This window comes from Natronorubrum halobium (genome assembly GCF_051351675.1).
Taxonomy (GTDB): domain Archaea; phylum Halobacteriota; class Halobacteria; order Halobacteriales; family Natrialbaceae; genus Natronorubrum.
In genome coordinates, this window is the sequence record NZ_CP195595.1 from 4,464,049 (window position 1) to 4,490,343 (window position 26,295).

At 64.0% G+C, this 26,295-nt stretch carries 30 protein-coding genes; 17 read left to right on the forward strand and 13 right to left on the reverse strand.

Annotation, left to right across the window (positions count from 1 at the left end):
* Positions 1-99: 99 nt before the first annotated feature.
* A complete protein-coding gene (locus tag ACSFC7_RS22315) occupies positions 100-750 on the reverse strand; it encodes a helix-turn-helix domain-containing protein (protein WP_436345029.1) in 651 nt (216 codons plus the stop codon).
* Positions 751-905: 155 nt separating this feature from the next.
* Complete coding sequence (locus tag ACSFC7_RS22320; RefSeq protein ID WP_436345031.1) at positions 906-1,757, reverse strand: class I SAM-dependent methyltransferase; 852 nt, start codon at positions 1,755-1,757, stop codon at positions 906-908.
* A gap of 348 nt (positions 1,758-2,105) precedes the next feature.
* Between ACSFC7_RS22320 and ACSFC7_RS22325 the strand changes: the two genes are divergently transcribed.
* The 4 genes from ACSFC7_RS22325 to ACSFC7_RS22340 are packed head-to-tail and all read left to right on the forward strand — an operon-like array spanning position 2,106 to position 4,805.
* Positions 2,106-2,729 carry a DUF6230 family protein gene (locus ACSFC7_RS22325; RefSeq protein WP_436345032.1) on the forward strand — a complete coding sequence of 208 codons (624 nt, stop codon included), beginning with the start codon at positions 2,106-2,108 and terminating at the stop codon, positions 2,727-2,729.
* Positions 2,730-2,735: 6 nt separating this feature from the next.
* Entirely contained in the window at positions 2,736-3,359 is a 624-nt protein-coding gene (locus ACSFC7_RS22330) for a DUF6114 domain-containing protein (protein ID WP_436345034.1), read from the forward strand.
* Between the two features lie 3 nt (positions 3,360-3,362).
* On the forward strand, positions 3,363-4,286 hold the full coding sequence (locus ACSFC7_RS22335; protein ID WP_436345035.1) for a hypothetical protein: 924 nt from the start codon (positions 3,363-3,365) through the stop codon (positions 4,284-4,286).
* A gap of 57 nt (positions 4,287-4,343) precedes the next feature.
* Positions 4,344-4,805 carry a hypothetical protein gene (locus ACSFC7_RS22340; protein ID WP_436345037.1) on the forward strand — a complete coding sequence of 154 codons (462 nt, stop codon included), beginning with the start codon at positions 4,344-4,346 and terminating at the stop codon, positions 4,803-4,805.
* Positions 4,806-4,847: 42 nt separating this feature from the next.
* On the opposite strand, the gene ACSFC7_RS22345 is transcribed toward ACSFC7_RS22340, so the two are convergent.
* A complete protein-coding gene (locus ACSFC7_RS22345) occupies positions 4,848-5,669 on the reverse strand; it encodes a class I SAM-dependent methyltransferase (RefSeq protein WP_436345039.1) in 822 nt (273 codons plus the stop codon).
* Between the two features lie 120 nt (positions 5,670-5,789).
* Between ACSFC7_RS22345 and ACSFC7_RS22350 the strand changes: the two genes are divergently transcribed.
* Positions 5,790-6,266, forward strand: coding sequence for an SRPBCC family protein (locus ACSFC7_RS22350; protein WP_436345040.1), 477 nt, complete (start codon positions 5,790-5,792; stop codon positions 6,264-6,266).
* Positions 6,267-6,303: 37 nt separating this feature from the next.
* Here the strand turns inward: ACSFC7_RS22350 and ACSFC7_RS22355 are convergent, their stop codons facing one another.
* Both ACSFC7_RS22355 and ACSFC7_RS22360 read right to left on the reverse strand, forming a co-directional pair.
* Positions 6,304-7,173, reverse strand: coding sequence for a deoxyribonuclease IV (locus tag ACSFC7_RS22355; protein ID WP_436345042.1), 870 nt, complete (start codon positions 7,171-7,173; stop codon positions 6,304-6,306).
* A 198-nt stretch (positions 7,174-7,371) separates the two neighbouring features.
* Complete coding sequence (locus tag ACSFC7_RS22360; protein WP_006090124.1) at positions 7,372-7,566, reverse strand: cold-shock protein; 195 nt, start codon at positions 7,564-7,566, stop codon at positions 7,372-7,374.
* 408 nt (positions 7,567-7,974) lie between these two features.
* On the opposite strand from ACSFC7_RS22360, the gene ACSFC7_RS22365 reads away from it, so the two are divergent.
* The 5 genes from ACSFC7_RS22365 to ACSFC7_RS22385 all read left to right on the forward strand — a co-directional run bounded on the left by ACSFC7_RS22365 (position 7,975) and on the right by ACSFC7_RS22385 (position 11,105).
* Entirely contained in the window at positions 7,975-9,174 is a 1,200-nt protein-coding gene (locus ACSFC7_RS22365) for a redox-regulated ATPase YchF (RefSeq protein ID WP_436345044.1), read from the forward strand.
* Between the two features lie 316 nt (positions 9,175-9,490).
* Positions 9,491-9,979, forward strand: a complete 489-nt coding sequence (locus ACSFC7_RS22370; protein WP_436345046.1) for an Lrp/AsnC family transcriptional regulator — start codon at positions 9,491-9,493, stop codon at positions 9,977-9,979.
* Complete coding sequence (locus ACSFC7_RS22375) at positions 9,960-10,286, forward strand: HalOD1 output domain-containing protein (RefSeq protein ID WP_436345048.1); 327 nt, start codon at positions 9,960-9,962, stop codon at positions 10,284-10,286. The genes ACSFC7_RS22370 and ACSFC7_RS22375 overlap by 20 nt, the downstream gene beginning before the upstream one ends.
* Positions 10,283-10,423, forward strand: coding sequence for a hypothetical protein (locus ACSFC7_RS22380; RefSeq protein WP_436345050.1), 141 nt, complete (start codon positions 10,283-10,285; stop codon positions 10,421-10,423). The genes ACSFC7_RS22375 and ACSFC7_RS22380 overlap by 4 nt, the downstream gene beginning before the upstream one ends.
* Positions 10,424-10,586: 163 nt before the next feature.
* Positions 10,587-11,105: a DUF7344 domain-containing protein gene (locus ACSFC7_RS22385; protein WP_436345052.1), complete on the forward strand. Its 519-nt coding sequence runs from the start codon at positions 10,587-10,589 to the stop codon at positions 11,103-11,105.
* A 241-nt stretch (positions 11,106-11,346) separates the two neighbouring features.
* Here ACSFC7_RS22385 and ACSFC7_RS22390 read toward each other — a convergent pair whose 3' ends face one another.
* Positions 11,347-11,571 carry a hypothetical protein gene (locus tag ACSFC7_RS22390; RefSeq protein ID WP_436345054.1) on the reverse strand — a complete coding sequence of 75 codons (225 nt, stop codon included), beginning with the start codon at positions 11,569-11,571 and terminating at the stop codon, positions 11,347-11,349.
* A 184-nt stretch (positions 11,572-11,755) separates the two neighbouring features.
* Between ACSFC7_RS22390 and ACSFC7_RS22395 the strand changes: the two genes are divergently transcribed.
* On the forward strand, positions 11,756-12,424 hold the full coding sequence (locus ACSFC7_RS22395) for a hypothetical protein (RefSeq protein WP_436345055.1): 669 nt from the start codon (positions 11,756-11,758) through the stop codon (positions 12,422-12,424).
* Between the two features lie 152 nt (positions 12,425-12,576).
* On the opposite strand, the gene ACSFC7_RS22400 is transcribed toward ACSFC7_RS22395, so the two are convergent.
* The 3 genes from ACSFC7_RS22400 to ACSFC7_RS22410 all read right to left on the reverse strand — a co-directional run bounded on the left by ACSFC7_RS22400 (position 12,577) and on the right by ACSFC7_RS22410 (position 15,888).
* On the reverse strand, positions 12,577-14,442 hold the full coding sequence (locus tag ACSFC7_RS22400) for a carbon starvation CstA family protein (protein ID WP_436345057.1): 1,866 nt from the start codon (positions 14,440-14,442) through the stop codon (positions 12,577-12,579).
* Positions 14,443-14,612: 170 nt separating this feature from the next.
* On the reverse strand, positions 14,613-15,587 hold the full coding sequence (locus ACSFC7_RS22405) for an ArsA family ATPase (RefSeq protein WP_436345059.1): 975 nt from the start codon (positions 15,585-15,587) through the stop codon (positions 14,613-14,615).
* A gap of 4 nt (positions 15,588-15,591) precedes the next feature.
* A complete protein-coding gene (locus ACSFC7_RS22410; RefSeq protein ID WP_436345061.1) occupies positions 15,592-15,888 on the reverse strand; it encodes a hypothetical protein in 297 nt (98 codons plus the stop codon).
* Positions 15,889-16,002: 114 nt separating this feature from the next.
* On the opposite strand from ACSFC7_RS22410, the gene ACSFC7_RS22415 reads away from it, so the two are divergent.
* Positions 16,003-17,313 (forward strand): CobW family GTP-binding protein, encoded by a 1,311-nt coding sequence (locus ACSFC7_RS22415; RefSeq protein ID WP_436345063.1) that lies wholly within the window; start codon positions 16,003-16,005, stop codon positions 17,311-17,313.
* A 20-nt stretch (positions 17,314-17,333) separates the two neighbouring features.
* Here the strand turns inward: ACSFC7_RS22415 and ACSFC7_RS22420 are convergent, their stop codons facing one another.
* On the reverse strand, positions 17,334-17,750 hold the full coding sequence (locus tag ACSFC7_RS22420) for an SRPBCC family protein (protein WP_436348018.1): 417 nt from the start codon (positions 17,748-17,750) through the stop codon (positions 17,334-17,336).
* Between the two features lie 106 nt (positions 17,751-17,856).
* Between ACSFC7_RS22420 and ACSFC7_RS22425 the strand changes: the two genes are divergently transcribed.
* Both ACSFC7_RS22425 and ACSFC7_RS22430 read left to right on the forward strand, forming a co-directional pair.
* Entirely contained in the window at positions 17,857-18,081 is a 225-nt protein-coding gene (locus ACSFC7_RS22425; RefSeq protein ID WP_436345065.1) for a hypothetical protein, read from the forward strand.
* Positions 18,082-18,211: 130 nt separating this feature from the next.
* Positions 18,212-19,870, forward strand: a complete 1,659-nt coding sequence (locus ACSFC7_RS22430; protein WP_436345067.1) for a spermidine synthase — start codon at positions 18,212-18,214, stop codon at positions 19,868-19,870.
* A gap of 35 nt (positions 19,871-19,905) precedes the next feature.
* Here ACSFC7_RS22430 and ACSFC7_RS22435 read toward each other — a convergent pair whose 3' ends face one another.
* From ACSFC7_RS22435 to ACSFC7_RS22445, 3 genes are all read right to left on the reverse strand, one after another.
* Positions 19,906-20,769 carry an SDR family oxidoreductase gene (locus ACSFC7_RS22435; protein ID WP_436345069.1) on the reverse strand — a complete coding sequence of 288 codons (864 nt, stop codon included), beginning with the start codon at positions 20,767-20,769 and terminating at the stop codon, positions 19,906-19,908.
* A gap of 292 nt (positions 20,770-21,061) precedes the next feature.
* Positions 21,062-21,487 carry a universal stress protein gene (locus ACSFC7_RS22440; protein ID WP_436345071.1) on the reverse strand — a complete coding sequence of 142 codons (426 nt, stop codon included), beginning with the start codon at positions 21,485-21,487 and terminating at the stop codon, positions 21,062-21,064.
* A 130-nt stretch (positions 21,488-21,617) separates the two neighbouring features.
* Positions 21,618-23,339 (reverse strand): acyl-CoA synthetase, encoded by a 1,722-nt coding sequence (locus tag ACSFC7_RS22445; protein ID WP_436345073.1) that lies wholly within the window; start codon positions 23,337-23,339, stop codon positions 21,618-21,620.
* 125 nt (positions 23,340-23,464) lie between these two features.
* On the opposite strand from ACSFC7_RS22445, the gene pdhA reads away from it, so the two are divergent.
* From pdhA to ACSFC7_RS22460, 3 genes are all read left to right on the forward strand, one after another.
* Complete coding sequence (gene pdhA / locus ACSFC7_RS22450) at positions 23,465-24,598, forward strand: pyruvate dehydrogenase (acetyl-transferring) E1 component subunit alpha (RefSeq protein WP_436345075.1); 1,134 nt, start codon at positions 23,465-23,467, stop codon at positions 24,596-24,598.
* 77 nt (positions 24,599-24,675) lie between these two features.
* Entirely contained in the window at positions 24,676-25,191 is a 516-nt protein-coding gene (locus ACSFC7_RS22455; RefSeq protein WP_436345077.1) for a hypothetical protein, read from the forward strand.
* A 107-nt stretch (positions 25,192-25,298) separates the two neighbouring features.
* Positions 25,299-26,234 (forward strand): ribonucleoside-diphosphate reductase, encoded by a 936-nt coding sequence (locus ACSFC7_RS22460; protein ID WP_436345079.1) that lies wholly within the window; start codon positions 25,299-25,301, stop codon positions 26,232-26,234.
* Positions 26,235-26,295: the final 61 nt, after the last annotated feature.

Consider the following 26,295-nt stretch of genomic DNA (forward strand, 5'->3'; position numbering starts at 1 on the left):
CGAGTACACTAACGTGAGAGATGCAGTTATCCGTCCCCCGTCGCACTGCCGCGGTAGCAGCCGACAACCCTCGTTCTCGGGTCTCGGTTCGCTCGAGCGTTACGGAACGATCTGTGCGAGAATTTTCGCTTCGATCTTTCGCAAGTGGCCGCCGACGGTCCCCCCGGTACAGCCGAGTTCCTCGCCGATGTCTTCGTGTGTTACCGCTCGGGGGACGCCGTAATAGCCCATATCGACGGCGGTCTGGAGGATCTCCTGTTGTCGTTCGGTCAGCTGAGAGAACAATCGGTCCGTGTCCGGTTCGTAGGTGCCCGTCTTGAGGAGCTTGAATCTGATTCCGTCCGGGACGTCCGGAATGGCCTTCTGGAAGCTCCCCACGTCGCCGATCATCGTGACGCGCAGTCCGCCACGACGCGTGTACTCGAGGGGCGTATCGAAGATGAACTCGAACTCGCGGAGCATGCCCAACAGCCCCACGAGCCGTTCGTGAGCCTTGACGTGAGCGTAGGCGTGTATGACGTCGTCGTCTCCCGAGAGCTGATACATGTTGACCATCGACGACTCCTCTAGAATCGTCTCGAGCGCCTCTCGGTCGCCCGATAGCTGGTAGAGGACGACGATCGTGTCGTCGTTGAGGAGATTGATGTTGTGAAGGAGGTCACGCGAAACGTCGGCGTGTTCGGCGATTTGCTGGTCGACGGGGTGCAGTCCCTCGTCGTCGGGAATGATGATGCATTTTGCGTATCTCATCTCGCGACAGTCACCACAATACGAACGTACTTCTTGTTACCGTTTGTCAGAGACATTACGGGCCGTACTGACAGACGTCGACCATTTTTCGGCTACAGTTCCCTCGAGGACGGCGGCGGCGCCGTTTCGTCGAATCAGTAGCGAGTCCGCTCTCACTACTCCGGCAGCGTGGCAGTGAAATCACCGTGGACCGCGATTCCCCGCTCGATGACGTCGTACTGGTGATAGAGCGTCACCCCCTGATCGACCGACGACTCGCTCTTGATGCCGAGTGCGGACGCGACTTTAAGGAGCGGCGTGACGCCGAGGGAGAGCCACCACTGGCGTCGAGCGGACGGGATAATTCGATCGTAGTGGTCGTCGAACGCCACGTCCGCGAATCCGAGGTCCTCGAGTAGCTCTCGAAACTCGCTGACGTGAGCGAGGTCGGGGACGGCCCACCCGTCGAGTACCGTCCGCATCTTCTCCGCTTCCGGCTCCGTCAGGTCGGTTCGGCTCATGTACCCGTCGGAGATCATGAGTCGGCCGCCCGGCTTGAGCACGCGCCGGATCTCCTCGAGTACGCGGTCCTTGCGGTCCGAGTGACACACCGTTTCGATACCGGAGACCGCGTCGAACGTCTCGTCGGGGTACGGTATCTCGTGGTAGTCTCCGACGCCGAACTCGGTATTCGCTGAGACGTCGCGTTTGCGCGCATTCTCCCTGGCTTCACTGACGTGAAGCGGATCGATGTCGATACCGTGAACCTCGGCTCCGCGGTCGGCCGCGACGTGCGTCGGAAAGCCCCCGCGTCCCGTGCCGATATCCAACACCGTGTCCGTCTCGTCGACGTCGAGTTTGTCGGCGTAGACGCTGTTGGAGTTCGTCATAGCCGCCCGATGGCCCGTGTGTTCGTCGTCGTAGAACCCGTAGTGAAGGTTGACGTCGCTCCAGAAGAAGCGATACTCCCACGCGGTTTCGTTGTAGAAGTCGACAATCTCATCCGGTCTGAACGATCGTGCGTGCATGCTCCAACACGCTCCGTTCCGTCCAATAGGCGTTATCCCGCGTTTACACGTCTATTTATATTACAGTTCGCTCGAGCGGCGAACCGTTCGGCCGCGTTCTCGCCGTCCCGACGGTCCGAGTCGGAGGTGTCAAACGGCGGAGATGGTGTCAATGTAGTACTATTTACGGCCGTTTTCAATATAAACAGCCCCGCATCAAAGGAGGAAAAATGATTATAAACCGTGTTGGGTGTGTTCTTGTGTCATATACGATGGACCAGTTACGAGGCCAGTTCGTGAACGAATCGGGTCCAGACCCCGCGAATCGACGTCAGAACGCGAAAATATCGGGCGGTAGGAGGGAGAACGATGTATAGCAAGAAGCGTCTCGTGACCGGCACCGGTGCATCGTTCCTCGTCGTCGCGTTAGTCGGACTCATCGTCCTCTCGTCGGGGACGGCCTACGCGACGGCGATGGCCAGCGCTGGCGGCAGCGGATTCACCGTCGAGGCCGACGAGATCCGATCCGACGAGTTCCTCCTCTATCCCAGCCACGGAGAGGACGACCAGGGCTCGACACCGGTCGTCGTCGTCGAACAACGCGGCGTCGAAATCGACGGACTGGTGCTGACGAGAGAGCAGGAAGTGCCCGGACTCGGAGGGACGATGGAAATCGCGTTCACCGCCGACGAGACGGTCGAAGCCGACGAGCAGTACATCAAACTCACCGGATTAGAAGCGGAGGAAGCGACGTTCGACGGTCAGGTCATCAACGCCCAGCAGAGCGACAATCCGGAAGTGCAGTTCGAGCAGACGGCCGGTGAGAACGCGGACCCCGAAGAGGGACGCCTCACCGACATCAACGGCGAAGGTCCCGGAATGGTACAGGAAGACGTCGAAATCGACATGGTCTATCTCGCCTCCAACGAGATTAGCCTCCCCGGTCTCGAGGTCGACGCCGATTACACTTCCGGCGGCTCCGACGACGGGTGATAACTGATGGCCACTCAAAACGGTCAGGACGACTCCGGACACCTCCCCGACGGCCTCGAGCGCCGATGGGATCGGGCCACCGAGTGGACCGGGAGCCGATGGAGCCGATTCAACGGCTGGCGATCCCAGCGTCCGTTCCTGGGCGGCGTCCTGCTGTGTCTGGCCGGGATACTCATCACCTGGGTACCGATGCAGATCCTGCCCGACCTCATCTTCATCGGCGGACGGATGGCAGGGCTTCTCGCCATCGGCGCCATGTTCGGCGTGTTCGTCTTCGTGTCGGGCGTGTTCGCGCTGACGAAACCGGAACACTCCGACATGATCGGCGTCGTCGGCGTCGTCCTGTCGATCTTCTCGCTGTTCGGCTCACTCGGTGGGCTGTTCCTCGGGATGCTCCTCGGCATCCTCGGTGGCAACCTCTGTCTCGCGTGGAAGCCCGACGACGAAGCGGCCGACGAGGGCGTCTCAGAGCCGAGCAGAGTCGACAAAGCGAGCGCGCGAGTGCGCGAGAGCGTACAGCACCTCGTCGGGAAATCGATCGTCCGACTGCGCGAGGGAGTCGATACCGTCAACCGAAGCGGAACCGACGAGAACACCGGCGAGACCACCTCGAGCAGCGACGGCTCCTGAGAGATGACCCGAACCAGATCACTCCTCGCCGCGGCGCTGGTCGTCCTCGGGAGTCCCGTCGCAGGAGTCGGGGTGGCACCAGCCGCCGCCCAAGAAGACGCACGCGAGAGCGTCACGCTCGAACTAGGTGACATCGAGGGAGCGACCGTCTGTGTTCAGCAGCTCGCGTCTGATACCAATCAGGTGGTCATCCGGGACGCCGGCTACGAAGACGTCACGATCTACCTCGACGAGAACAGACGGGTCGAACTCGAGCAGACGCAATCCGACGCGACGATGATACTCCACACCGACCGGCAAAACGAGGGACTCAACGACCTCTCGGAGGTCGGCGACTGTCTCACGACCGACGAGACGAACGCCGTCGTCGATGCCAATTCGGTCTCCGTACAGGGACTCGCAGCGAGCGGATATACGATCGAAGTCGGTTCGAACGGTGAGATCCCCGAGACCGGTGGGTTCGACGCCGAACGCAACAATAGTACCGAGGAGGACACCGACCGAACGGTGATCGATATCGGTGAGCCGGGCGAGAGCGAGGACGAGCGCGTCGGCAACGCGACCGAACCGGTCGACGAAACCGTCGAGGAAACGGAAGCGGCTGTCAACGAGACCGCCACCGAGGAGGCCGTCGACGACACGCTTGAACACACCGAGGAGACCGTCGACGAGACCGCCAACCATACCGAGGATACCGTCGACGAGACGGGTGATCACCTCGAGAACACCACGGACGACGTGACCGAGACACTGACCGAAAATCCGGACGAGACCGACGACCAACTCGCGGAGACGACCGAGGAGACGGTCGATCACACTGAAGAGACCGTCGACGATACCGTCGACCACACCGAAGAAGCCGTCGACGACACGACGGACGACCTTCGAGAAACGACCGCATCGACGCTGGGCGTATTGGCCCCGTGATAAAACGCCGCGTAATCGGCGCGCGAACTTCTTTCGGAGAGACGATGACTGTCACCCATGGCTGAATACGAAACGTACGACGGTGAAACGTTCGAACTCCCGCTCGAGGCGATCGACGGCTGGATCGTCCTCGGGGCCGTCGTCGCCGGGGCGCTCGTCAATCTCAACGCACTGATGGTGCCGCTGCTCGGTCGTATCGGTGGCGGCGTCGTCGCCGGATTCATCGCTGCGTACGCCGTCGGACGAATCGCGTCCGGCATCGCTCACGCGGCGATCGCGAGTGCGATCGTCGGCGGCGTCGCGGGGACGATCACGGCGTTCATGGGCGTGACGCTCGGCCTGTACAACGAGCCACCGCTGTTGGTACTCGCCTCGCTCGGCCCGATCAGTCCGCTGTTCTCGGGGCTCGGATTACCGAGCGTCGTGCTGATCGTCCTCACGTTCTCAGTTCTGACCGTCGTCGACGGCCTTCTCGGCGGGTTGCTGGGCGCCGGACTGCGAGCGCTGCTCCCGTGGTGATCGGTCCCGTCGTACGCTCGAGGCGTCGCCGAGGACTCGAGACTACGGCAGGCGACCGACCGTGACGAAAAACGGGACGGCCTCCTCGCGACGGTACTCCCGTGACTCCATCTGGTCGATCACGTCGCGGCCCATCTCCCGCCACGCACTCCGAAGGTCGTCGTACGCCGATTCGGTCAACGCTCCCGAGAGCATCGTCTCGCGGTCGTCGGCCAATCCGGCCCCGATCGCCTTTCGCCGCGCCGCGAGTAGCGACGCCTCGCTGTAGGGCGGTGCAACCGTCCGAACGTGGTCGTACCGTCGCGTCTCGCACACCTCGAGTCCCGCCTCCTCGAACGCCTCGCGAGCGCCGGCTCCGAGCGCGACGTCGGTCGAGACGCCCTCGAGGTAGGCCCGTCGGGCCCGCCGTTCGAGTCGGTCCTCGCTCTCGACGCTCGAGTCGATCTCGACGGCGGCGTTGTCGGGTTCGACGGCCGCGACGAGGTCGGTCGAGACGCGTGCGAACTCCTCGAGGGCGGCCGCTGGGTCGGGCAGGTTGATCAACAGCGCCTGACAGACCACGAGGTCGAACGCGTCGTCGGGGAACGGCAGGCGGAGGGCGTCGCCCGCGACGAACGGTGTCGAGTCGTCGCCCGCGTCGTGTCTGGCCGCCACCGCGAGCAACTCGCGGTCGGCGTCACAGCCGACCACCGTAGCGTCATCGGCCGCCTCCTCGCGGAGGACGCGGCTCAACTCGCCGGTCCCGCAGCCGACGTCGAGAATTCGGCTGTGAGCGTCGAGTGCGAGCGGCTCGAGGGCCTCGCGGGAGTCGTCCCACATGCCCTTTCGGGTCCGGTGCAGGTAGTCCTCGGAGAACTCGCGCACGTTCCGAAAAGACGGAGCCAAGCGTAAAAACGGGTCGTTTACCGTCTCGAACGTGTGTGGCTACCACAGGTCACGGAAATTGTGCGTAGCAGTTAAGTTACTGATACGTCGAATCAAGGCGTGGCGGAATTCGAACTCGAGACGACGATCCGCGCGCCGATCGGTCGGGTGTTCGACCTCTCCAGGAGCGTCGACGTTCACGTCGAGACGATGTCGGAACACGACGAGTCAGCGGTCGGCGGCCCGCCGAGCGGACTGCTGGCCGAAGACGACCGCGTGACCTGGCGTGCCCGTCACTTCGGCGTCCCCCTCGAGATGACGGTCGAGATAACCGCCTACGAGAATCCGACGTTCTTCAGAGACGAACTCGTCGATGGTCCGTTCGCTCGCCTCAGCCACGACCACCACTTCACGGAAATTTCACCCGGCGTGACGCGAATGCGAGACGAATTCGCGTTTTCCGCACCCGGCGGCCCGATCGGTACGCTCGCCGCTCGTCTCTATCTCGAGCGATACATGCGTCGATTACTGACGCGGAGAAACGCACGATTGAAGCGCGTCGCGGAATCCGAAGCGTGGAAATCGTTCCTGGACTGAAACCGGTATTTCTGCCTCCGCAAACCGACGAACGAACCTATGCTTCGCGAAGCGCTTTGACCTTCTCGATGTTCCACGCGAAGCCGCGGCCGTCTTCGGTGGGCGTCTCGAGCGCGAACGGCAGGTCCCGCAGGTCGGGGTGGTTCACGATCGCCTTCATCCCGTCCTCGCCGATGTAGCCCTCGCCGATGTGGGCGTGTTCGTCCTTGTGGGTCCCCACGTCGTGTTTCGAGTCGTTGAGGTGGATGTACTCGAGATACTCGAGGCCGACCTCGTCGTCGAAGCGCTGGACGGTCTCGTCGACCGCTTCGGGCGTCGTCAGATCGTTGCCCGCGACCAGCGTGTGGGCGGTGTCGATACAGATGCCGATGTCGGTCTCGGTGCGGTCGATGATCCCCGCGAGGTGCTCGAACTCGCCGCCGAGTTTCGTACCGCTGCCCGCGTCGGACTCGATGAGAATCTGGACGCCCTCGGGGACCTCGAGCTCGTCGATCAGACTCGCCGCGTTGTCGAGGCCGCCCTCGACGCCGGCACCCGTGTGGGCTCCGAGGTGGACGTTGACGTACGGAATCCCGAGACGCTCGGCGGCGTCGAGTTCCGCCTGCATGCTCTCCTTGGACTTTCGTCGGAGGTCGTCTTTGGGGGTACAGAGGTTGACCAGGTACGCCGAGTGGATCACCCACGGCCCCTCGAGGTTCTCTTCGGTCTCTTCCCGAAAGCCCTCGGCTGCCTCGTCGCTGAGTTCGGGTTGAGCCCAGACCTGCGGGGAGGTCGTAAAGACCTGTCCGCAGTTGCCGCCGAAGGCGAGTTGTCGGTGAACCGCGTTCCGCATGTCGTCGTACGGCGGTGTTTCGTCGTCGGACGAGACGCGCGAGCCGGAGATTGAAACGTGTGCGCCGACCTTCATGGACTCCCGTCAGTACCGATTCGTGATAGGGATACTGATTTCGGAGTCGAGAACGAACGCCGCTCGAGTACGCGTCTCACAGCCGGCGCTGCCCGACGGATCACGACTCGAGCGTCGCAATCAGCAGTGGCTGGAAACGTAGCGGCGCGAAAAATGAAGTAGTAGTCAGCGTCGCCCTGAGGCGACGTGAAGCCGATATTATAGACGCTCGACGTTCGTCGCGCGCGGACCCTTGGGGGCCTGTTCGATATCGAATTCGATCTCTGTGCCTTCCTCGAGGTCCGGACCGCCGACGTCTTCCATGTGGAAGAACACGTCGTCGTCTGCATCGTCCGTCTCAATGAAACCGTAGCCGCCTGTGTCGTTGAAGAAATCAACTTTGCCGTTCGCCATTACAACCAATCGTAGGGACACTGCAGGGATAACAGTTGCGAGGGTCGTGGTACCACGGTTGGGGTGTGGACCCACGACCGCGGTGTGGACAGGTGATTCACAGGAACACCGTCGAGCGATGGTGGTCAGATATCCAATAGTATGCCCACGAGTCGATTCTATCGGCGTCCGTCGCAGTAGGATGGGGTGGACAGGCTGTGTCCGTTGCGCGACCGAGTATCGGGAGTGCAGGGCAGTGCGGAGAATGCCGTACAGTGCAGCAGTACAGGGCGACGACGGTGCCGATGAATGCCGATGAACGGTGATCTCGAGCGGCACGTAACCGACCGAGTTCCGTGCTACGTCTTCCCACCACACTGCGAGAGCGGAAGGAAAACCCGTTTAATCGCCCCACTCCTGGGACGGATAATGAGTACGAGTTACCGGATCGGACTGGTCGGCAAACCCTCCGTCGGCAAGTCCTCCTTCTTCAACGCCGCGACGATGAACGACGTCCCCGAAGGCGCCTACCCCTTCACGACCATCGACCCCAGCGTGGGCGAGGCTTACGTCCGCGTCGACTGTGCGGCCCCCGAGTTCGACGAAGAGTGTACCCCCAACGTGGGCTACTGCGACCACGGCACCCGGTTCGTCCCGACGAAACTCGTCGACGTCGCCGGCCTCATCCCCGGCGCCCACGAGGGCAACGGCCTGGGCAACCAGTTCCTCTCGGACTTAAACGAGACCGACGTGCTCGTCCACGTCGTCGACTTCTCGGGCGAGACGGACCTCGAGGGCGAACCCACCGAGGGCCACGATCCGCGCGAGGACATCGCCTTCCTGGAGGAGGAACTCGACCAGTGGTATCTCGGCGTTTTAGAGAAGGGGATCGAACGCTACGCCTCGGGCTACACCACCGAAGACGATGCCATCGAAGAGGAACTCGCCGTCCAGATGAGCGCGTTCAAGACCAACGAGGACGAGATCAAACGGCTCATCCGACGGACCGACGTCGGCTTCGACCCCGAAGAGTGGGAGGACGACGACAAACTCGAGTTGGCCCGGGAGATCCGCAAAGAGACCAAGCCGATGGTCATCGCGGCGAACAAGATGGACACGCCCGAAGCGCAGGCGAACTACGAGGAGATCACGAACGATCCCGACTACGAGCACCTGACGATCGTCCCCTGTAGCGCTCACGCCGAGAAGGCCCTGAAATCGGCGGATCAGGCCGGCGTCGTCGACTACCGGCCCGGCGACGACGACTTCGACATTACGGGCGATATCTCGGGCGAACAGGAACAGGGCTTGGAGCAGATCCGTGAGTTCCTCTCCGAGTACGGAGCGAGCGGCGTTCAGGCGGCCATCGAGACCGCGTTATTCGACGTCCTCGAGGTGACGCCGGTGTTCCCCGGCGGCGCGAACGGCCTCGGGAACGAACGCGGCGAGGTGCTGCCCGACTGCTATCTGATCCCGCCGAACGCGACCGCGGAGGACTTCGCGTACAGCCTCCACTCGGACATCGGCGACGGGTTCCTCCACGCCATCGACTGCCGGTCGAACCGGCAACTCGGCAAGGACTACGAGGTCGAGTCCCGGGACGTGATCGAGGTCATCACGACCAACTAACGGGTGACTCCCCGTCTCGAACGACGTATCGGGTCTCCAACTGGTTGCGGGTCACGGGTACGTAATCGTCACTCCGAGCGGCGACACCGGGTGCGACGGTCGTTCGAACGAGACGAACGAGTTGCGTGACGGCGATCCCGATAGCGCGACGACGATCGTTCATTATTAATTCATCAATTGCGCTCGGCTGTGATCTTCGCAGTACCAACCCGGCTCACCCTCTTCCTTTCCTCGGTGAATTGCTAATTATAAGGCATACCATCGTATTTTGGCGAAAATATGATCGCATCCTCCGGAGACTGCAAAATCGTGATTCATGGAGCTAGATGACGTCAATAAGGCGATTTTGTTCTTACTCCAACAGGACTCCCGTCGGATCACGACACACGAGATGGCGGAACAAGTCGGTGTCTCGGCCAGTACCGTCCGAAACCGGATCGAAACGATGGAATCCGAAGGGATCATTCGGGGCTACCATCCGGAGATCGATTACGACAAAGCGGGTCTCCAGCTCCACATGCTCTTCATCTGTAGCGCACCCAACCTCGAGCGAGAAGCGCTCGCGAATCAGGCTCGAGGCGTGAGTGGTGTCGTTCGTATTCACGAAGTGCTCAACGGAACGGAGAACATTCAGATCGAAGCCGTCGGGACGGACACCGACGACATCGGCCGCGTCGGCGACGAGTTGAGCGAACTCGGTCTTACGGTCGTCAACTCGAAAGTACTCAAGAGTTCCCACATCCAGCCGTTCGATCACTTCGGTGAACAGATCGTCGAGGAGACCAATGACGAAGATGTCAGTTAACGCCGTCGAGATGCTCGAGTACAACTCGGATACCGAAACGTACCGGATCGCGTACGACGCTTCCACGGTGTCACCGAGTCTGGCCGTCGTCGCAGCCCTCGAATCGCTCGGCGACGAGTTCGACCACGAGGTGCCGTTGTACGACGCGATCGATCCCGACGCGCTCGACGGACTGCTGGCACCGTCCGCACCGGATCACCGGTCGGTCAAGTTCTCCTACCTCGGTTTCCGAATAACCGTTTCCAGTCAGGGGTTTCTCGAGGTGCGGTCGAGCGACACCGAGGAACGGGAGGGAGCGTCGAGATGACCGGTCGTCGAACGGTCGCGCGCCGGTTCGCGACGGACCGACAGAATCGGGATGGCCGCGAGCGGCGTCCCTTCAGTTTCGCCGCCGTCGCCGCCGCGTATCCGAGAGACGGTGCGTGGAAGAGCGGTATCTCCTGACCGATCGGCGGCCGACGCCGACGTGTCGGCGGCCTCCCGCTGGCGATCGGGAAACGCGTTCGACCTGTCGCGTTGTATCCGAGAGACATCTATATAATATCTATAATTAAAAGTAATACAAAAAAGCTTACGTAGGTCTGAGTCCCCCACTCGGTCGAGTAGTATGGCGACCTCAAACCGCCCCGTCCACGCCTCGTACGCGCCCTCCAGCGCGACAGCAGTCGAAGTATCGACGTGCCTCTCCGACGACGACGTGTTTCATCTCCTCCAGACCTTCCGACGGCGGGAGACGATCCGGTACCTATTGCACGAAAACGGTTCCGTCAGGATGCGCGATATCGCCGAACACGTCGCAGCGGAGGAACACGGGACGACCGTAGCCGACTTGACCTCGACACAGCGCCAGCGCGTCTACATCCCGCTCTACCAGTCGCACCTCCCGAAACTCGACGAAGCGGGCGTCATCGAGTACGACAAGGCTCGTGGACTCGTTCGTCCCACCGACGACCTCCAACTGTTCCGACCGTCTCTCGAGGCGCCGACGATTCCACTCCGAAAACGGATTTCGAAGGAGCGGACAGTGAGGGGCACGGCAATCAGCCGTATTACGTTGCGGCGCTCGCCGCGAGCGTCAGTTTCCTGCTCGTATTCGCAGTGGGGGAACTGCCGTTTTCCGGGCTGACGCTCGGCGCAATCGTTACGGCGCTATTCGTCCTCGCGACGGTGCTGGATCGAACGCGGGCCATCCGACGCGTCGTGGGTCGCCGCTATCGCTGACAATACCGGAACGACGACGCGGTCCGGAACTGCGTCCAGCGATCGAAACCGCTGCCGATCGTATCCGCAGACTCGGTTCTGCTGCCGGTCCGAACGGCCCCCTCGCGCGATTCGACTGATCGATACCGCCCGTCTCAGTACGCGCACTACCGCCGCCAGATCACGCGCTGGGCGACGTCGTCGAGGCGACTCGAGACGTCCGAAAGCCAGCCGCTCGGCGAGAACGATCGCAACTGCCCTTCGTCGACCTCGATTCGGTGCTCGCCGTAGGGGTCCCGATCGGCTCGCTCGTCGGCGGACCGGTCCGCGTTCGCGACGTCGGTGGCGACCGACATCGAGCAACGGCCGCACGCTTCGCGATCTTTGGTCATGGTCGTTCAGTAGGTGTTACCGATCCTTAAGTGCTATCACGGCCCAAGCAACTGGAGTCTCGTCCCGACGGTGCCGACGGACTTTTGGATACGTCGTGCCATCAGCCCACATGGACCGGCCACGCGCCGAGTCAGCACCGCTCGGCTGGCACGCCCCGGAGGACCGAATCGGTGACAGATATATATGAGTGACCGCACGCGCGACCCCGACGACAGCGATACCGCCGTAGAGCCACCCGAGGACACGGTACCCGGCGCTAATGCCGAGCCCTCCCCGAACGAGATGCTCGAGGCGGTCCCCGACTGGGACGACGAGTACGTCGACCGGGTGAGCGACCGGCTCATGCACAACTACGACCTCGAGAAGGAGTACGCCGTCGAGGGCGAACGGTTCACGCTGTACGGGCAGATGGCGCTCTCGAGTAAGAAGCACTTTCTCCACCCCGCGCTGTCGCTGGCCGAACACGAGTCGACCGAGCACCTGTTCGTCAGGCGGGTCGACCGAGTCGACGATCGGACCCTCGACCGATTCGTCAATCTCGGCGAGCGGCTGGCCGACAAGTGGATCGATCCCGACGAAGAACACTTCTCGACGGACTTTACGTTCGTCGCGGTCGCGCCCTCGATCCCCGAGGCGATCCGCGACCGCGTCTCGGGATTCGACGGCCGAACGCTGCTGAAGTACGGCTACCACGGCCACTACGAGATCAATCTGGCCGTCGTGTCGCCCGAGAACGAAGCGCTAGTCGCGAGCGAGAACGCCGACGTCGCGACCGCCTTCCGGCTCTGGGATCCGATCGAGCGGAACGAGCCCGGCATTCTCGATCTGATCTCTCGACGGTTACAGCTGTAGTCGGTATCCCCACAGTCGAGGTCCGCACGGGCGGATTCTCACTCCTCCTCTCGTTCCAGATACCACAGCCGACGGAGCGTGAGCTGATCGGATTCGAATCGACAAAAAACGGTATCGCGGTCGGAAATCGCAACCCCGGGTCGCGATCGGTTTCAGTCGTCGTCCGAACTCACGTCGGCTGCGACGCCGCCGCCGGTCTCTCGAGCCGACTGCATGTTGTCGTAGCCGATCTTGAACAGCGACAGCGCGAGGTAGATGAGGATCGCGATGATGGCGATCTGAACGACGGCCGAAAGCTGGCCGATCAGTCCCGTCTCCGCCTCGGCGGTGATTCCGAGCAGCCGTCCGGCGAGGATCTGATAGATCCCGACCCAGCTGAGACCGATCACCGTGATGAATCCCATCAGCGCCATCGGACCGCCGGTGGAGAGCAGCTGTTTGGACTTGCTCCAGTTGGCCAGCCAGACGGTGCCGGAAAGCAGCGCCAGCGAGGCCAGCAGCTGATTCGCACCGCCGAACAGCGTCCAGAGGTCCTCCCATCGGCCGCTGCCGAGCAGGAAGAACGCGACGACGGCGATGATCGACGTGTTGACGTAGCGGTTGGCCGCGTACTCCTCGACCTGCGTCTCCGGCGTGCCGACGATCTCCTCTAACATGTACCGTCCCAGTCGGACGGCCGTGTCCATGCTCGTCAGCAGGAAGCTCGCGAGCACGAGCGCCATGAACGGCGCGGCGTACTCGAACGGGATGCCGAGTGCCGTGAGGATGGCGCCGCCACCGGTCGCGAAGTTCGGCAGTGCGAGCCCGATCCCGCCGCCGGCCGCCGGAATCGCGACGACCGTCACCGCACAGAGTGCGACTGCCGCCAGCAGCCCCTCGGCGAGCATCCCACCGTATCCGATCAGTTTGGCGTCAGTTTCTTTGTTCAACTGCTTGGACGTCGTCCCCGAGGAAACCAGCGAGTGGAAGCCGCTGATCGTCCCACACGCGATGGTGAGGAACAGCAGCGGGAACAACGGCATGAGCGGAAGCATCTCCGCGAGCGGGCCGCCCTGGCCGAGGAAGCCGTACCACGCACCGGTCGTGATTTCGAAGCTCAGTTGATTGCCGGTATCGGGGTGAATGGCGTCGCTGCCCATCCCGGTGGCGAACGTGCCGACGATGACCGCGAGCAGACTCCCGCCGACCCCCGTGTACAGGAGGAACGACGAGAGGTAGTCACGCGGCTGCAACAGCATCCACACCGGCAGGATGCTCGCGGCTGCGCCGTATACGAGCATCACCAGCACCCACGCACCGATGTTCGCGCTGTCGAGCAGTTCCGGGAAGAACGCCGCCGAGTCGAGCAACACGAGCGTTCCCTCGGGGTAGTCGCCGGGGACGATCGCGAGCGGGTACTGGATACCGATCCAGACCGACGCGAAGACGCCCGCGACGAAGACGACCGTACCGACCGAGAACGGAAGTCCCAGCTGGTACAGCCAGATCCCGAAGACGAACGCGAGCGTGATGTACAGCAGACTCGCGGTCGCCGCCGACGGGTACGCGTTCAGCACGACCCCGATGACGAGTGCGAACACTGCCACGACCAGGATCGTCAGTAAGAACGCGAACCACAGGAGCATGTTTTTGCCCCGTTCACCGATGTACTCGCCGATGATGTAGCCGATCGACTTCCCCTCGTGTCGAAGGCTGCTCGACAGCGAGATGAAGTCGTGAACCGCGCCCATCAGCGGGTTCCCGATCGCGACCCACAGCACGGCCGGCACCCAGCCCCAGACCAGTGCCGCCGTAATCGGGCCGACGACGGGTGCGCCGCCCGCGATACTCGAATAGTGATGCCCCAGTAGCACCGGCTTCTTCGCCGGTACGTACTCCTGTCCGTCCTGGTACTTGTGTGCTGGCGTCTCCCGACTGTCGTCTAACCCCACGAACTGTGAAAGGTACCGCCCGTACCCGATGTACGCGGCAGTAAACGTCGTCAGCACCAGTGCCACGATCCAGATTACTCCTGCCATGGTATTGTCTCCCTAACCATCTGTTGAACGGGAGCAATATAAATATAATTTATTGTGGTTTCTACTAGCCCTGATCATACGCCCAATCACGGGCGAAACCGGCGATTCGTATAAACGGTCGCGGCAGATGGGGCTGAATATTAGTGCGCTGGCGAGAACGACCGGTGCGCTCAACTCGTCCGCGGCCGATCGTCCCCCACCGAAATCTCGAGGTCACTCGCGACATCCTCGAGAATAGATCCGCGGACCTCCTCGACGCGCGTCTCGATCGTCGCCACGACCGGCACGTCGAACTCCCGCTCGATGTACTCGAGACGTTCGCGCTCCGTCTCGACCCGATCGCGGAGGTAGGTGGCACCGCGTCCCTCCTCGTGGGACTCCGGCTCGGGCGTCAGCCGGTTGACGACGAGGCCGCGCACGGGCAAGTCGGCCTCGCCGAGCGTCTCGAGCGAGCGGCGCGTCTCCCGGATCGAGAGCTCGTCGGGGTTCAACACGAGGTAGAAGGCGGCGTCCTCGCGCAGCACCTCGCCGGCGAACTCGAAGCGCTCCTTGCGTTCCTCGAGTCGCGCGAGGATCGGGTCACCCTCCATCACGCGTCGGGGCTCCTGATTCCCGATCGCGGCCTTCTCGAAGAGATCGATGCTGCGCCGGCGTTTGTCCATCAGCCGGTCGATCCAGCGCTCGAGGAGTTCCGGCAGGGCGAGCAGCCGGAGCGTCGAGCCGGTCGGCGAGGTGTCGAAGACCACTCGATCGTAGGGGTCGGCGTTTCGCATGACCTCGACGAACCGGTCGAAGAGGGCGGCCTCGTAGGCGCCCGGCGTCTGGTGGGCCATCTCGAGTTGGATGTCGACCTCGTTGACCATCGCCGCGCTCAGTTGGGAGTCGAGCTGTCGGCGCAGGTCCATCAGGTGGTCCTGGACCTCCTGTTCCGGATCGATCTCCATCGCCGAGAGCCCGTCGTACCCCTCGACCGGTCGCGGTTCGTCGCTGAACTCCTGGTCGAAGACGTCGGCCGTGCTGTGGGCCGGGTCCGTCGAGACCACGAGCGTCTCGAGTCCGGCCTCGACGCACTCCAGTGCGTAGGCGCTCGAGACGGTCGTCTTGCCGACGCCGCCCTTGCCGCCGAAGAATGTGAAGGTCGCCATCGGCTCAGAAGTGGTACTGGTGGCCCTTGCGTTCGATCACGGATTGCCGGTCCCACATGCGCCGCTCCCAGGCCTGATACTCGTCCTCGAGGTAGGGCAGCAGTTCGGCCGTGTAGTAGGAGACGGGACTCGGAATGCCGAAGGCGTCGGGGAAACACGAGAGCATGAACGCGTCCTCCGTATCTTCGGCCTCGGCCTCGATCTTCTCGTAGGCCGGGTGCGTGAACATCCCGTGAAAGAGCCCGCGAAGCCACTCCTCGAGTGTCTCCCGGAACGAAGCGATCCGATCGGCGAGTGTCATCGTCGGTCATGCTCGGGCCCGAAGGCAAAAAGCTGTCGCGTCTGACACCCCGTCCGCGGGACGCGTCGGCCGCAACACGACGCTTCTTGACCCTCGAGTCACAACCTCCCCGGTATGTCATCAGCATCCGGTGGAATTCCCGTCACCGTGCTCTCGGGGAGCCTCGGTGCGGGCAAGACGACGCTGGTCAATCACCTCCTGCGCAACGCGGGCGAGCGCGACCTCGCCGTCCTGGTCAACGACATGGGCGCGGTGAACGTCGACGCCGAACTGGTCGCCGAGGGCTCCGACCTCGATCTCGAGGACGGCGTCGCCGAACTCTCGAACGGCTGTATCTGCTGTGAACTCCAGGACGACCTCGAGACAGCAGTGGTTCGACTCGCCCGCGAGCGCGACTTCGATCACCTGCTCGTCGAGTCCTCGGGCATCTCGGAACCCGAACCGGTCGCGCGGCTCTTTACGACCACCTCGCGAGTGGCCGCCAGCTACGAGATCGACGCGCTCGTTACCGTTCTCGATACCCGCCTCTTTCTCGACCACTTCGCCGGCGAGGAGGTACCCGAACGGCAGGGGGAGACCGCGGGTGACGGGGACGACACGCGACCGCTCTCGGACCTCATGATCGAGCAACTCGAGGTCGCGAACCTCGTCCTGTGCAACAAGGCCGATCTCTGTGAGGCAGCGGAACTCGAGGAGGCGGAGGCGCTCGTCCACGCGCTCCAGCCCGACGCCGAGATCGTCCGAACGGAGTTCAGTACCGTCGATCCAGACCGCGTGCTCGGCGTCGACCTGTTCGATCCCGACCGGATGGGGGAGATCGCCGGCTGGCAGCGCGCGCTGGCGGACGAGCGCGAGAACGGAGCGGGTGGGGACGAACACGACCACGACGACGGAGATAGCGGCCACTCGCACGCTCGCGGAGCGGACGATCACGAACACGACCTCGGAGAAGACGGACGCGGCCACGATCACCGCCACCCCGACGAGGTCTACGGCGTCGACTCCGTCGTCTTTCGCGCGCGACGGCCGTTCCACCCCGGGCGGTTCGCGTCGTTCCTGCGGGAGCTCCCCGACGGGATCGTCCGCTCGAAGGGAATCGTCTGGATCGCCGGACGGGACGTCAAAATCGACGTCTCCCACGCGGGCCCGTCCGTTCGCGCGAGCACCAGCGGCCCGTGGATCGCCGCCCTTCCGGAGATGCAACGGGATCTCTACCGCTCTAATCGACCCGACCTCGCGTGGCACGACGAGCACGGCGACCGACGGACGGAACTGGTCTTCATCGGGACCGAGACCGACGACGAGCGACTCGAGGCGGCGCTCGAGAACTGTCTGGTCACGGACGAGGAGTGGGAGACGGCGGCGGACCTCGAGAACCCGTTCCCGAGCGGCGAGGACGAAGACGTGGTGGTCCGAGCACCCTGATTACGTCCGCCGTCCGCGATTTACCCGCTCTCTCCGAACTCGTCCGCGAGCGAGTCGAGCGCTCGCGTCAGCTCCCCTTTGCGTTTCCAGGCGGCGATCCGGTCGCCGAAGGGCAGCGGTGCGGCGAGCGAGACCGACGACCGGATCGTGACTCGCGTGCCGTCGGGCACGTCCTCGAGGTCGATCCACGTCTCCATGTGGGAGAACGGCCCCTGCTCTCCCTCCTGCGTGTAGTATATCGATTCGTCGCGGTCCTCGAATCGCAGCGGCAGTCGCATTCCGGGGCCGCTGGCGACGACGACCGTCGCGTCGGCCCGCTCGTCGATCGTCTCGACGGTGAAGCTTCCCTCCGCCTCGACGATGGTCGGCGGATCGAGCCACCGGGATACCACGACCGGCGACGCATCGACGACTCGGGAGACCGTCACCTCGCGCATACCGGTGACCTTCGTGGGGACCGAGATAAATGCCCGTGTCGCCGGAGCCGCGACGGCCGCTTCCGGCAGGGAAACGGATAAGTGGGCGACGTTCCCGTATTCAGCCATGGCAGACCCCGACGCCGAGCCGAACGGGTTGCAGGAGGGACTCGAGTCGTCAGAGGGTGACCCGCGGGTGCTGGTCCTGCTGAACGCGGTGCTGTCGACGCTGTTCGCCGCCATGTTCGTCTGGGGTGCGGACCTCGTCGGAGCCCTCGAGTTCGGCGCCGTGACCGTCGCAGTCGTGGCGGTTGCGGTGTTCGTGCTCACTCACGTCATGACCCGGCCGTGACGGTATGACGCGGCCGTAACGGTATCAGCGCAGACGGGACTCGTGACCGCGACAGCAGCAGAAGGGCCCCGACTCCCGGACCGATACCGAGACGACAAGTACTCACCGCGGGACCTATTTCGGTCGGCTAATGGACGTGCGGACCGCCGCGAACTATCGGCCCACGAAACCCGAACTCGCCGTCTTCGTTTCGGGAGTCACGAGCATGGGTCTCGAGATCTTGGCCGTTCGACTCATCGCCCCGCAGTTCGGCAGCCACATCTACACCGTCGGTGGGATCCTCACCGTCGTTCTCGCCGCGTTGAGCCTGGGCTACTGGCAGGGCGGGAAGCGAGCCAGCACCGCGACGAACCGGGAGATGACGTGGCTGTTGCTCGGAACGGCGATGTACGTCGCCGTCGTGATCTACGCGAGCGACCTCCTCCTGCGATATACGGCGACGATCGCACTGCCGCCGCGGTACGCCGCGCTCCCGGCGGCGATCATCCTCTTCGGGCCGCCGACGTACCTGCTCGGCTTCATCAGCCCCTACGCCGCCGAACTCTCACAGAAGAACGGGATCGGTGAAGCGTCGGGACACGTCTACGCACTGGGGACGATCGGCAGCATCCTCGGCTCGGCCGCGACCACGTTCGTCCTCATCCCCGCGATGAGCATCGACACCATCGGCCTCCTGTTCGGACTCACGCTCGTCGGAACGGCGTTCGCGCTCGACGTTCCCTCCCTCTCGCGGAAACCGGTCCTCGCGAGCGTCGTCGCCGTTCTCCTGCTCGTCGCCGCGACCGGTGCCGGTCCGGTCGCGATCGACCACCGCGGCGACGTCGTCTACCAGACTCAGACCGCCTACCAGGAACTCGAGGTCGTCGACGACGGCGACGTCCGGACGCTGTACTTAGACGGCGCGCGACACAGCGCGGTGGACCTCGAGGATCCCGACCGACACGTCTTCGAGTACACGACGTACTTTCACCTGCCGATGCTCATGACGGACGACGTCGAGGACGTCGACAACGTGCTGTTCATCGGTGGCGGCGGCTACTCCGGCCCGCAGGACTTCGAGGACCACTACGACGCCGACATCGACGTCGTGGAGATCGACCCCGAAGTCACCGACGCCGCCGAGGAGTACTTCGGACTCGAGCACGACGACAACATGACCTCTCACGTCTACGACGGCCGGCAGTTCCTCCAGCAGACCGACGAGACCTACGATCTGATCGTCCTCGACGCCTACAAACAGGATCAGGTGCCGTTCCACCTGACCACCGTGGAGTTCATGACCCTCGTGAGCGAGCGGTTGGCCGACGACGGCATCTTCCACGCCAACGTCATCGCCGCACCGAACGGGCCGGCCGCCGAATTCTATCACGCCCAGCAGAACACGATGGACGAGGCCTTCGGCGACACGTACGCCTTCCGGACCTCCGACTCGAGCGCCATCCAGAACATCCAGATTGTGGGGACGAACGACGCGACCGGGTTCTCCGAGGCCGATTTGGCCGAGCGGAACGAGGAACGCAACCTCAGCGTCGACCTCGCGGACCAGATCGACAATCACCTGGGCGATCCCGATCCCGACGCACCCGTCCTCCGGGACGACCGCGGCGAGGTCGACAGTCTGCTCGATCCGATGCTGGGCCAGCGATACGTCGTCGAGGAGACCGACGGCGGCGCCTCGAGTGCCGGTGGCGAACCGGCTGGAGAATCCCCCTCGATCGCAGTCGATTCGGTGCCGCTCGCGCTCGAGGCCGAGACGGCGACGACCGAGTCACCCGAACTCGCGTCGTAGCCGTCTCGTTTCGAGTCGACACCAGCCGGTGGCCGTCACTCCGGGCGACTGTATTCGGGATCGAACAACTGCGCCGATCCGGGCGCCGGATCGCCCTCGGTCAGATTGTAGCGCGAGAAATCGTCCACACCGGCTTCTCGAAGCAGTTCCTCGTCGTAGACCGCATTCCCGGTGAACTCCGCGGGGTCGCGGCCGAGAATCTCGAGGACGGTGTCGCTGACGATCTCGGGCGTTCGCCAGTCGTCTTCGGTCCCCATCCCGAAGTACCGCGTCGCGCGGGTATCGATCGCCGTCACGGGCCAGAACGTGTTACAGCCGACGTCGTCGCCGCCGAGTTCGCTCGCCAGCGTGAGCGTGACGAACGACATGCCGAGTTTCGACCACGCGTACGGTCCCGACCCGGGGGATCGGTCGATGCCGACCGGCGGCGCGTTGGTGAGCAGCCAGGCGTCCTCGACCTCGCGGAGGTGGTCGGCGAACGCTCTCGAGGTCAGGTACGTTCCCCGCACGTTGACGTCCGTCAGGAGATCGAACCGCTTGGGTGGGAGGTCCTCGACGGACGCGAGCTGGATCGCGCTCGCGTTGTTGATGACGATGTTGACCTCCCCGAACTCGTCGATTGCGCGGTCGGCTGCGGCCTCGACGGCCGCCTCGTCGCGAACGTCGAGTTCGATCGGCAGGGCGTCGACGCCCCGTTCCTCGGCCTCGCGGGCCGTCCGCTCGATCGATCCCTCGAGGTCGCGGTCTTCGTAATCGTCGTCCGCCTCGCTCGTTTTGCCGGTCGAGACGATATTGCAACCCTGGTCCGCGAGGGCGAGTGCGATCGACTTGCCGATGCCGCGTGTCGTCCCCGTAATGAACGCCGTCTGACCGGAGAGATCCGGTTTCTCGAGTGCCATGCGTCCACATCTACCGTCGGACGGATAAGGGTCAGCAAACGGGCAGGTGAAACGCCGGAACCAGTCATACTCCGGCTCGAGTCGTCATCACAGCCGCAAACCCGGACCATCGAACGATGCGGAGAGCGTTCGACAAGCGGCCGGACGCCATAGCAAATCGGCGGACGGCACGACGAGCAACGTCCGCGTGAAAGCCGATTAGGGTGCGAACTCGAGGAGACGATACTCGACCGGAACGGCCACTCGCGCGTCTAACGGTCGGGAATCGCAGAACCAGTCGCGACGATCCGACTCAGTCCTGCCCGCCGCCCGTGACGACGACCGGCCGATCGGTCTCGAGGATCACCGACTGCGTGACGCTGCCGAACACCGCCTTGCCGACCGGCGAGCGTTTCCGGCCGCCGAGCACGATCGAGTCGACGTCGTACTCCCGGGCCGTCTCGAGAATTCCCCCTTCTTCGACCCCGCCGCTTTTCTCGAGGACGGTGACGTCGACGGAGGCCTCCTCGAGTCGCTCCTTCGCGCGGCGGACGGAGCCGATTCTCGAGGCCGACTTGTACTGCTCGAACTCCTTGGGCAGGTTCGCGCTCTCCTCGTCGAAGATGAACAGGACGTACGCTTCGACCGATTGCTCCGCATCCGGCAGCGAGGCGACGTACGTCGCCTGTTGGATCGCCCGACTCTCGTTCGTGTCGACGGGGAGTAGCACGCGGTGCATAGTGTGGATTTCACGCGGTGGACTGATAAAACCGACTTTGACTGTCGGTTCGTTGGAACCGGTTTCGTCGGAAACGACGCGGTGTGACTCGAGTCGGTCGGTTCGAACGCTGACCGAACGCTCGGCCGTACTAGTCGTCGGTCGCGTTCGATGTTTCCTCGCGATCACGGAGCGATCGGCGCCGGATCTTGCCGGTGGTCGTCGTCGGGAGTTCGTCGACGAACTCGACGTGCTGTGGGTACTCGTACTCGGCGAGGCGCGCTCGGACGAGGTCGCGAATCTCCTCCCGGAGTCCCTCGGGGTCGTAGTCGTTCGTGGTGGGCTGAACGTACGCTTTGATCGCCTCGCCGCGAGTCTCGTCGGGGACGCCGATGACGCCTGCCTGTTCGGCTTCGGGATGGTGGAGAATCGCCTCCTCGACTTCCATCGGGCCGACGCGGTAGCCGCTCGTCAGGATCACGTCGTCGGTCCGGGAAACGAACCAAAGATAGTCCTCGTCGTCGCGTTTCACGAGATCGCCGGTGAGGAACCACCTTCCGGAAGAGCGTCGCTCTTCCGACTCCCTGCTCGCTTCGCTCGCGGGGACGACTTCGGTCTGCTTTTCGGCCGTCTTTTCGGGTAGCTTCCAGTACTCGTCGAAGAAGACGCGTCTATCGCCCGGCCTGACCGCGAGTTCGCCCACCTCGCCGGTCGCGAGTTCCTCGCGGCTGTCGGGGTCGAGCACTCGCACCTCGTAGCCGGGAAACGGCTTCCCCATGCTCCCGGGCCGGGTGTCGAACCAGGCGTCCGAGTTGCCGACGACGAGGTTGAGTTCGGTCTGGCCGTAGAACTCGTTGATCGCGACGTTCTCGAAGGTGTCGTCGACCCAGTCGACGACCTCCGAGGTCAGGGGTTCGCCCGCCGACGCGAACGTCCCGAGGGAGAGATCGAACCGGTCCTCGGGGTCGTCGACCGACATCAGCATCCGGAGCGCGGTGGGCGGCATGAACGCCTTGTCCACCTCGTGGCGCGCCATGAGGTCGTAGGCCGCTTCGGGATCGAACCCGTCGCGCGGCCAGCCGACGATCGTACAGCCGTGGTGCCACGCCGCGAACAGCGTCCCGCCCAGCGCGGCGCCCCAGGCCCAGTCGGCGGGCGTCCAGAGCGTCGTTTCACCGGCCTCGAGGCCCTGATCGAAGTAGTTGTACGCCGCCGCGGCCCGGCCGAGCCAGAGGGCGTGGCTGTGGCGGACGCCCTTCGGCGGTCCCGTCGACCCGCTCGTGTACATGATCGCCGACGGCGTCTCGGGGGTAGCGTCGTAGACCTCGAGACCGGGGTCGTGGGTCTCGATAAGGTCGTCGAAGGCGTGGGCGTCCCCCGAAACCGAGTCGTCGGTTCCGAGTTCGATCACGTGCTCGAGGTCGGGACACTCCTCGCGAATCTCGTCGACGGTCTCGCGAACGCTCGGATCGACGACGACGGCGGCGGCCTCGCTGTCCGCGAGCCGATACCGCAGCGCGTCCCGCCCGAAGAGCACGGTGAGCGGAACGGAGACGGCACCGAGCTTCCAGTTCGCTAGATGGGTGATCGGATTCTGGGGTTTCTGCGGGACGACGACGCCGACGCGGTCGCCCGCCTCGACGTCGAGGCTTGCGAGCGCGGCCGCGAGACGATCGGATCGGTCGTCGAGGTCGTCGAAGGAGTAGGTCTCAAGGCCGTCGTCGGGGTCCTCGTACCGGAGCGCCGTCCGACTCGTGTCGTCGTGTTTCCGGAGGAAGTCGACGGCGGGGTTGAACTCGTCGGGGAGGTCCCACTCGAACGCCTCGCGCGCCTCCGCGTAGTCGTCGAACGTCGGCATCACCGTCCAGGTCATGGTCGCGTGTACTGGAGCCACCGCATAGCGTTTTTCGCCGCGTTCCGTCGGCGGTCGATTCTTCGCTATCCGACTGCAATTCCGGCACGAGTACCGTTATGTAGTCCGAACCCCACGGTGGAGTCATGTCAGAGAACACCCTCGAGCGCGCCGTTCTCGAGCGAGCACCGGACGATCGGATTCGGGTGCTCGACGCCGACGGGGCCGTCGTCGCGCCGGACCTCGAGCCGGATCTCGAGGACGAGACGCTGCTCGGGATGTACCGCGATATGCGCTTTTCGCGCCGATTCGACGAGCGGATGATCAGCCTCCAGCGACAGGGGCGGATGGGGACGTACTCCTCGCTGGCCGGCCAGGAGGGCTCACAGATCGGGTCGACCTACGCGCTCGCGGACGACGACATGATCTCCTACCAGTATCGGGAACACGGCGCGCTCGTCGCGCGGGAGTTGCCCTGGGAGTACCTGCTCTACTGGATGGGCCACGAGGACGGCAACGCGGCGATCGACGAGATCAACGTCTTCCCGCTGAATATCTCGATCGGCGCACACCTTCCCCAGGCGGTCGGCTGGTCGTGGGCCGCGAAGCTAAACGACGACGAGCGCGTGAGCGTCGTCCACTTCGGCGACGGGTCGACGTCGGAAGGCGACTTCCACGAGGCGATGAACTTCGCCGGCGTCTTCGATACGCCGACGGTCTTCTTCTGTAACAACAACCAGTGGGCCATCTCCGTGCCGCGAGAGAGACAGACGACGAGCACGACGCTGGCACAGAAGGCCGACGCCTACGGGTTCGAAGGGGTGCAGGTCGACGGGATGGACCCCCTCGCGAGCTACGCCGTCACGAAAGCCGCGCGGGAGAAGGCGCTCGAGGCCGACGGCGACCGGGTCCGGCCGACGCTGATCGAGGCCGTCCAGTACCGCTACGGCGCGCACACGACCGCCGACGATCCGTCGGTCTACCGGGACGACGAGGAGGTCGAACGCTGGCGCGATCGGGATCCGATCGATCGGTTCGGCGCCTATCTCCGGAATCGAGACCTCCTCGACGACGAGCGAATCGAGTCGATCGAGGCGGAGATCGAAGCAACACTCGAAGGCGTGATCGACCGCGCCGAGGACGCCGATGCCGACGTCGACCCCCGAGCGATGTTCGAGTACACGTACGCGGAACCGACACCGCGACTCGAGGAACAGCGAGCGGACCTCGAAGCGCTGCGAGAACGTCACGGCGACGAAGAGTTACTCGATTACGAATGAATATAACAGTTCGCGTATAAAGCGAGCACTGAGACAGCCCAACGACTACCGGGGAGTCCCCGACAGACGTAGACAAGATGCAACTCGAGCAGCCGACTCAGGCTCAGGCCCAGGCCCAAGAGGCCGGGTGGAGCGGAACGATCCCCAGCGCCGTCGACGCGCGGGTCCTCGGACTCGTCGTCGTCGTCGGAGGACTCGCCGCGTCGGTGAACGTTCCCTACGGCGGGCTGTCGATGGCACTCGTCGCGTTCGTCGTCCTCGTGGGCGGCGGCGCCGTCGTCCACCTGCTGGGCGAACGGAAACTGCGCCGGATCACCGACGGCCTCGTCGAACGGTGGGTCGCGGCCGGCGGCCGGATCGACGACGTCACCCGCTCGTCGGACGGCATGCGAACGGAGTGGACGGTTCACACCCCGGACGGCGAGATCACCGTCGGCGGTGTCGCACTGGTCCCGGTCGCCCAGCTCTTCGTCGAGTGGCAGGGCGTCGGCGACACGATGGCCGCCAGCGAGGCGGAGGAGAACATCGACGCGCTGGCTGAGAGCCTCTACGCGGAGATATTCGAGATCGGATCGGCACCGCAGCGGTCGTAATTCACGGTTCCGTTTCGGGACGGAGACGAAGAATACGGGGCAAAATGCGCGTTCTGTCAGCCACACGTGAAGAGCAGCTTTAGTAGCCGCGCCGACTAGTTTGTCGTATGGCAACGAAGTACACCCCATCCGAGCTGATGGATCGGGAGTCGCGATCGAACCGATACTACCGGAACGCGGTCGAGCGACACTGGGATCCCGGCGAGATCGATCTCGAGGACGATGTCGAGAACCTCCTCGAGTACATCGAAGGGGCCGAGGACTACGACGAACGGGCGTGGGACCGGACGCTGAACGGGATCGCCAAGTTCGGCGCGGGCGAGGACGCCGTCACCGAGGACCTCGCGCCGCTGGCGACGGTCCTTGAGAACATCGACGATCAGCTGTTCCTGACGACTCAGCTGTACGAGGAGGCCAAACACGCGGACTTCTTCGACCGGTACTGGCGCGAGGTGATCTGGGCGGTCGAGGACGAACTCGGCTGGGAGCGGTCGAACCCCCGCGCCGACAAGTGGTTCAACGAGCCCTACATCGAGCTGTTCGACCGAAACAAGCGGGCTCAGGACCGGCTGCTCGAGGCGGACACGCCCGAAAACCGCGCGAAGGCGTACTGCCACTACCACCTCACCGTCGAGGGGATCCTCGCACAGACCGGCTACTACGGGATGCAGACGTCCTACGGCGGCGAGTTCGATGAACTGCCGTATCTGCCGGGCCTCGTCGAGGGCTTTACGAAGATCCGCAGCGACGAGGGCCGCCACGTCGGATTCGGCATGAATCAGCTCAAGACGCTCATTCGGGAGGAGGGCGTCGATCCCGAACTGATCGAGGGGACGGTCAACGAACTGCTGCCGCTCGTCCAGGGCATCACCGAGGACGACCGGTTCCAGCCCGACGCCGGCGAGGAGCGCGTCGGCCTGCAGGACGGCGAACTGGCCGGCTACGCGGTCGGAAAACACACCGATCGGATGCACCAGATCACCGACGCCGCGGCCGACATCCCCGACGTCGACGAACTGGTGCGGTTAGAGGGCGACGACTGACGATCGAGGAGTCGTCTCGGCGGCATTCTCACCGGGGTACGATCGGCCGAACAGTTAACTG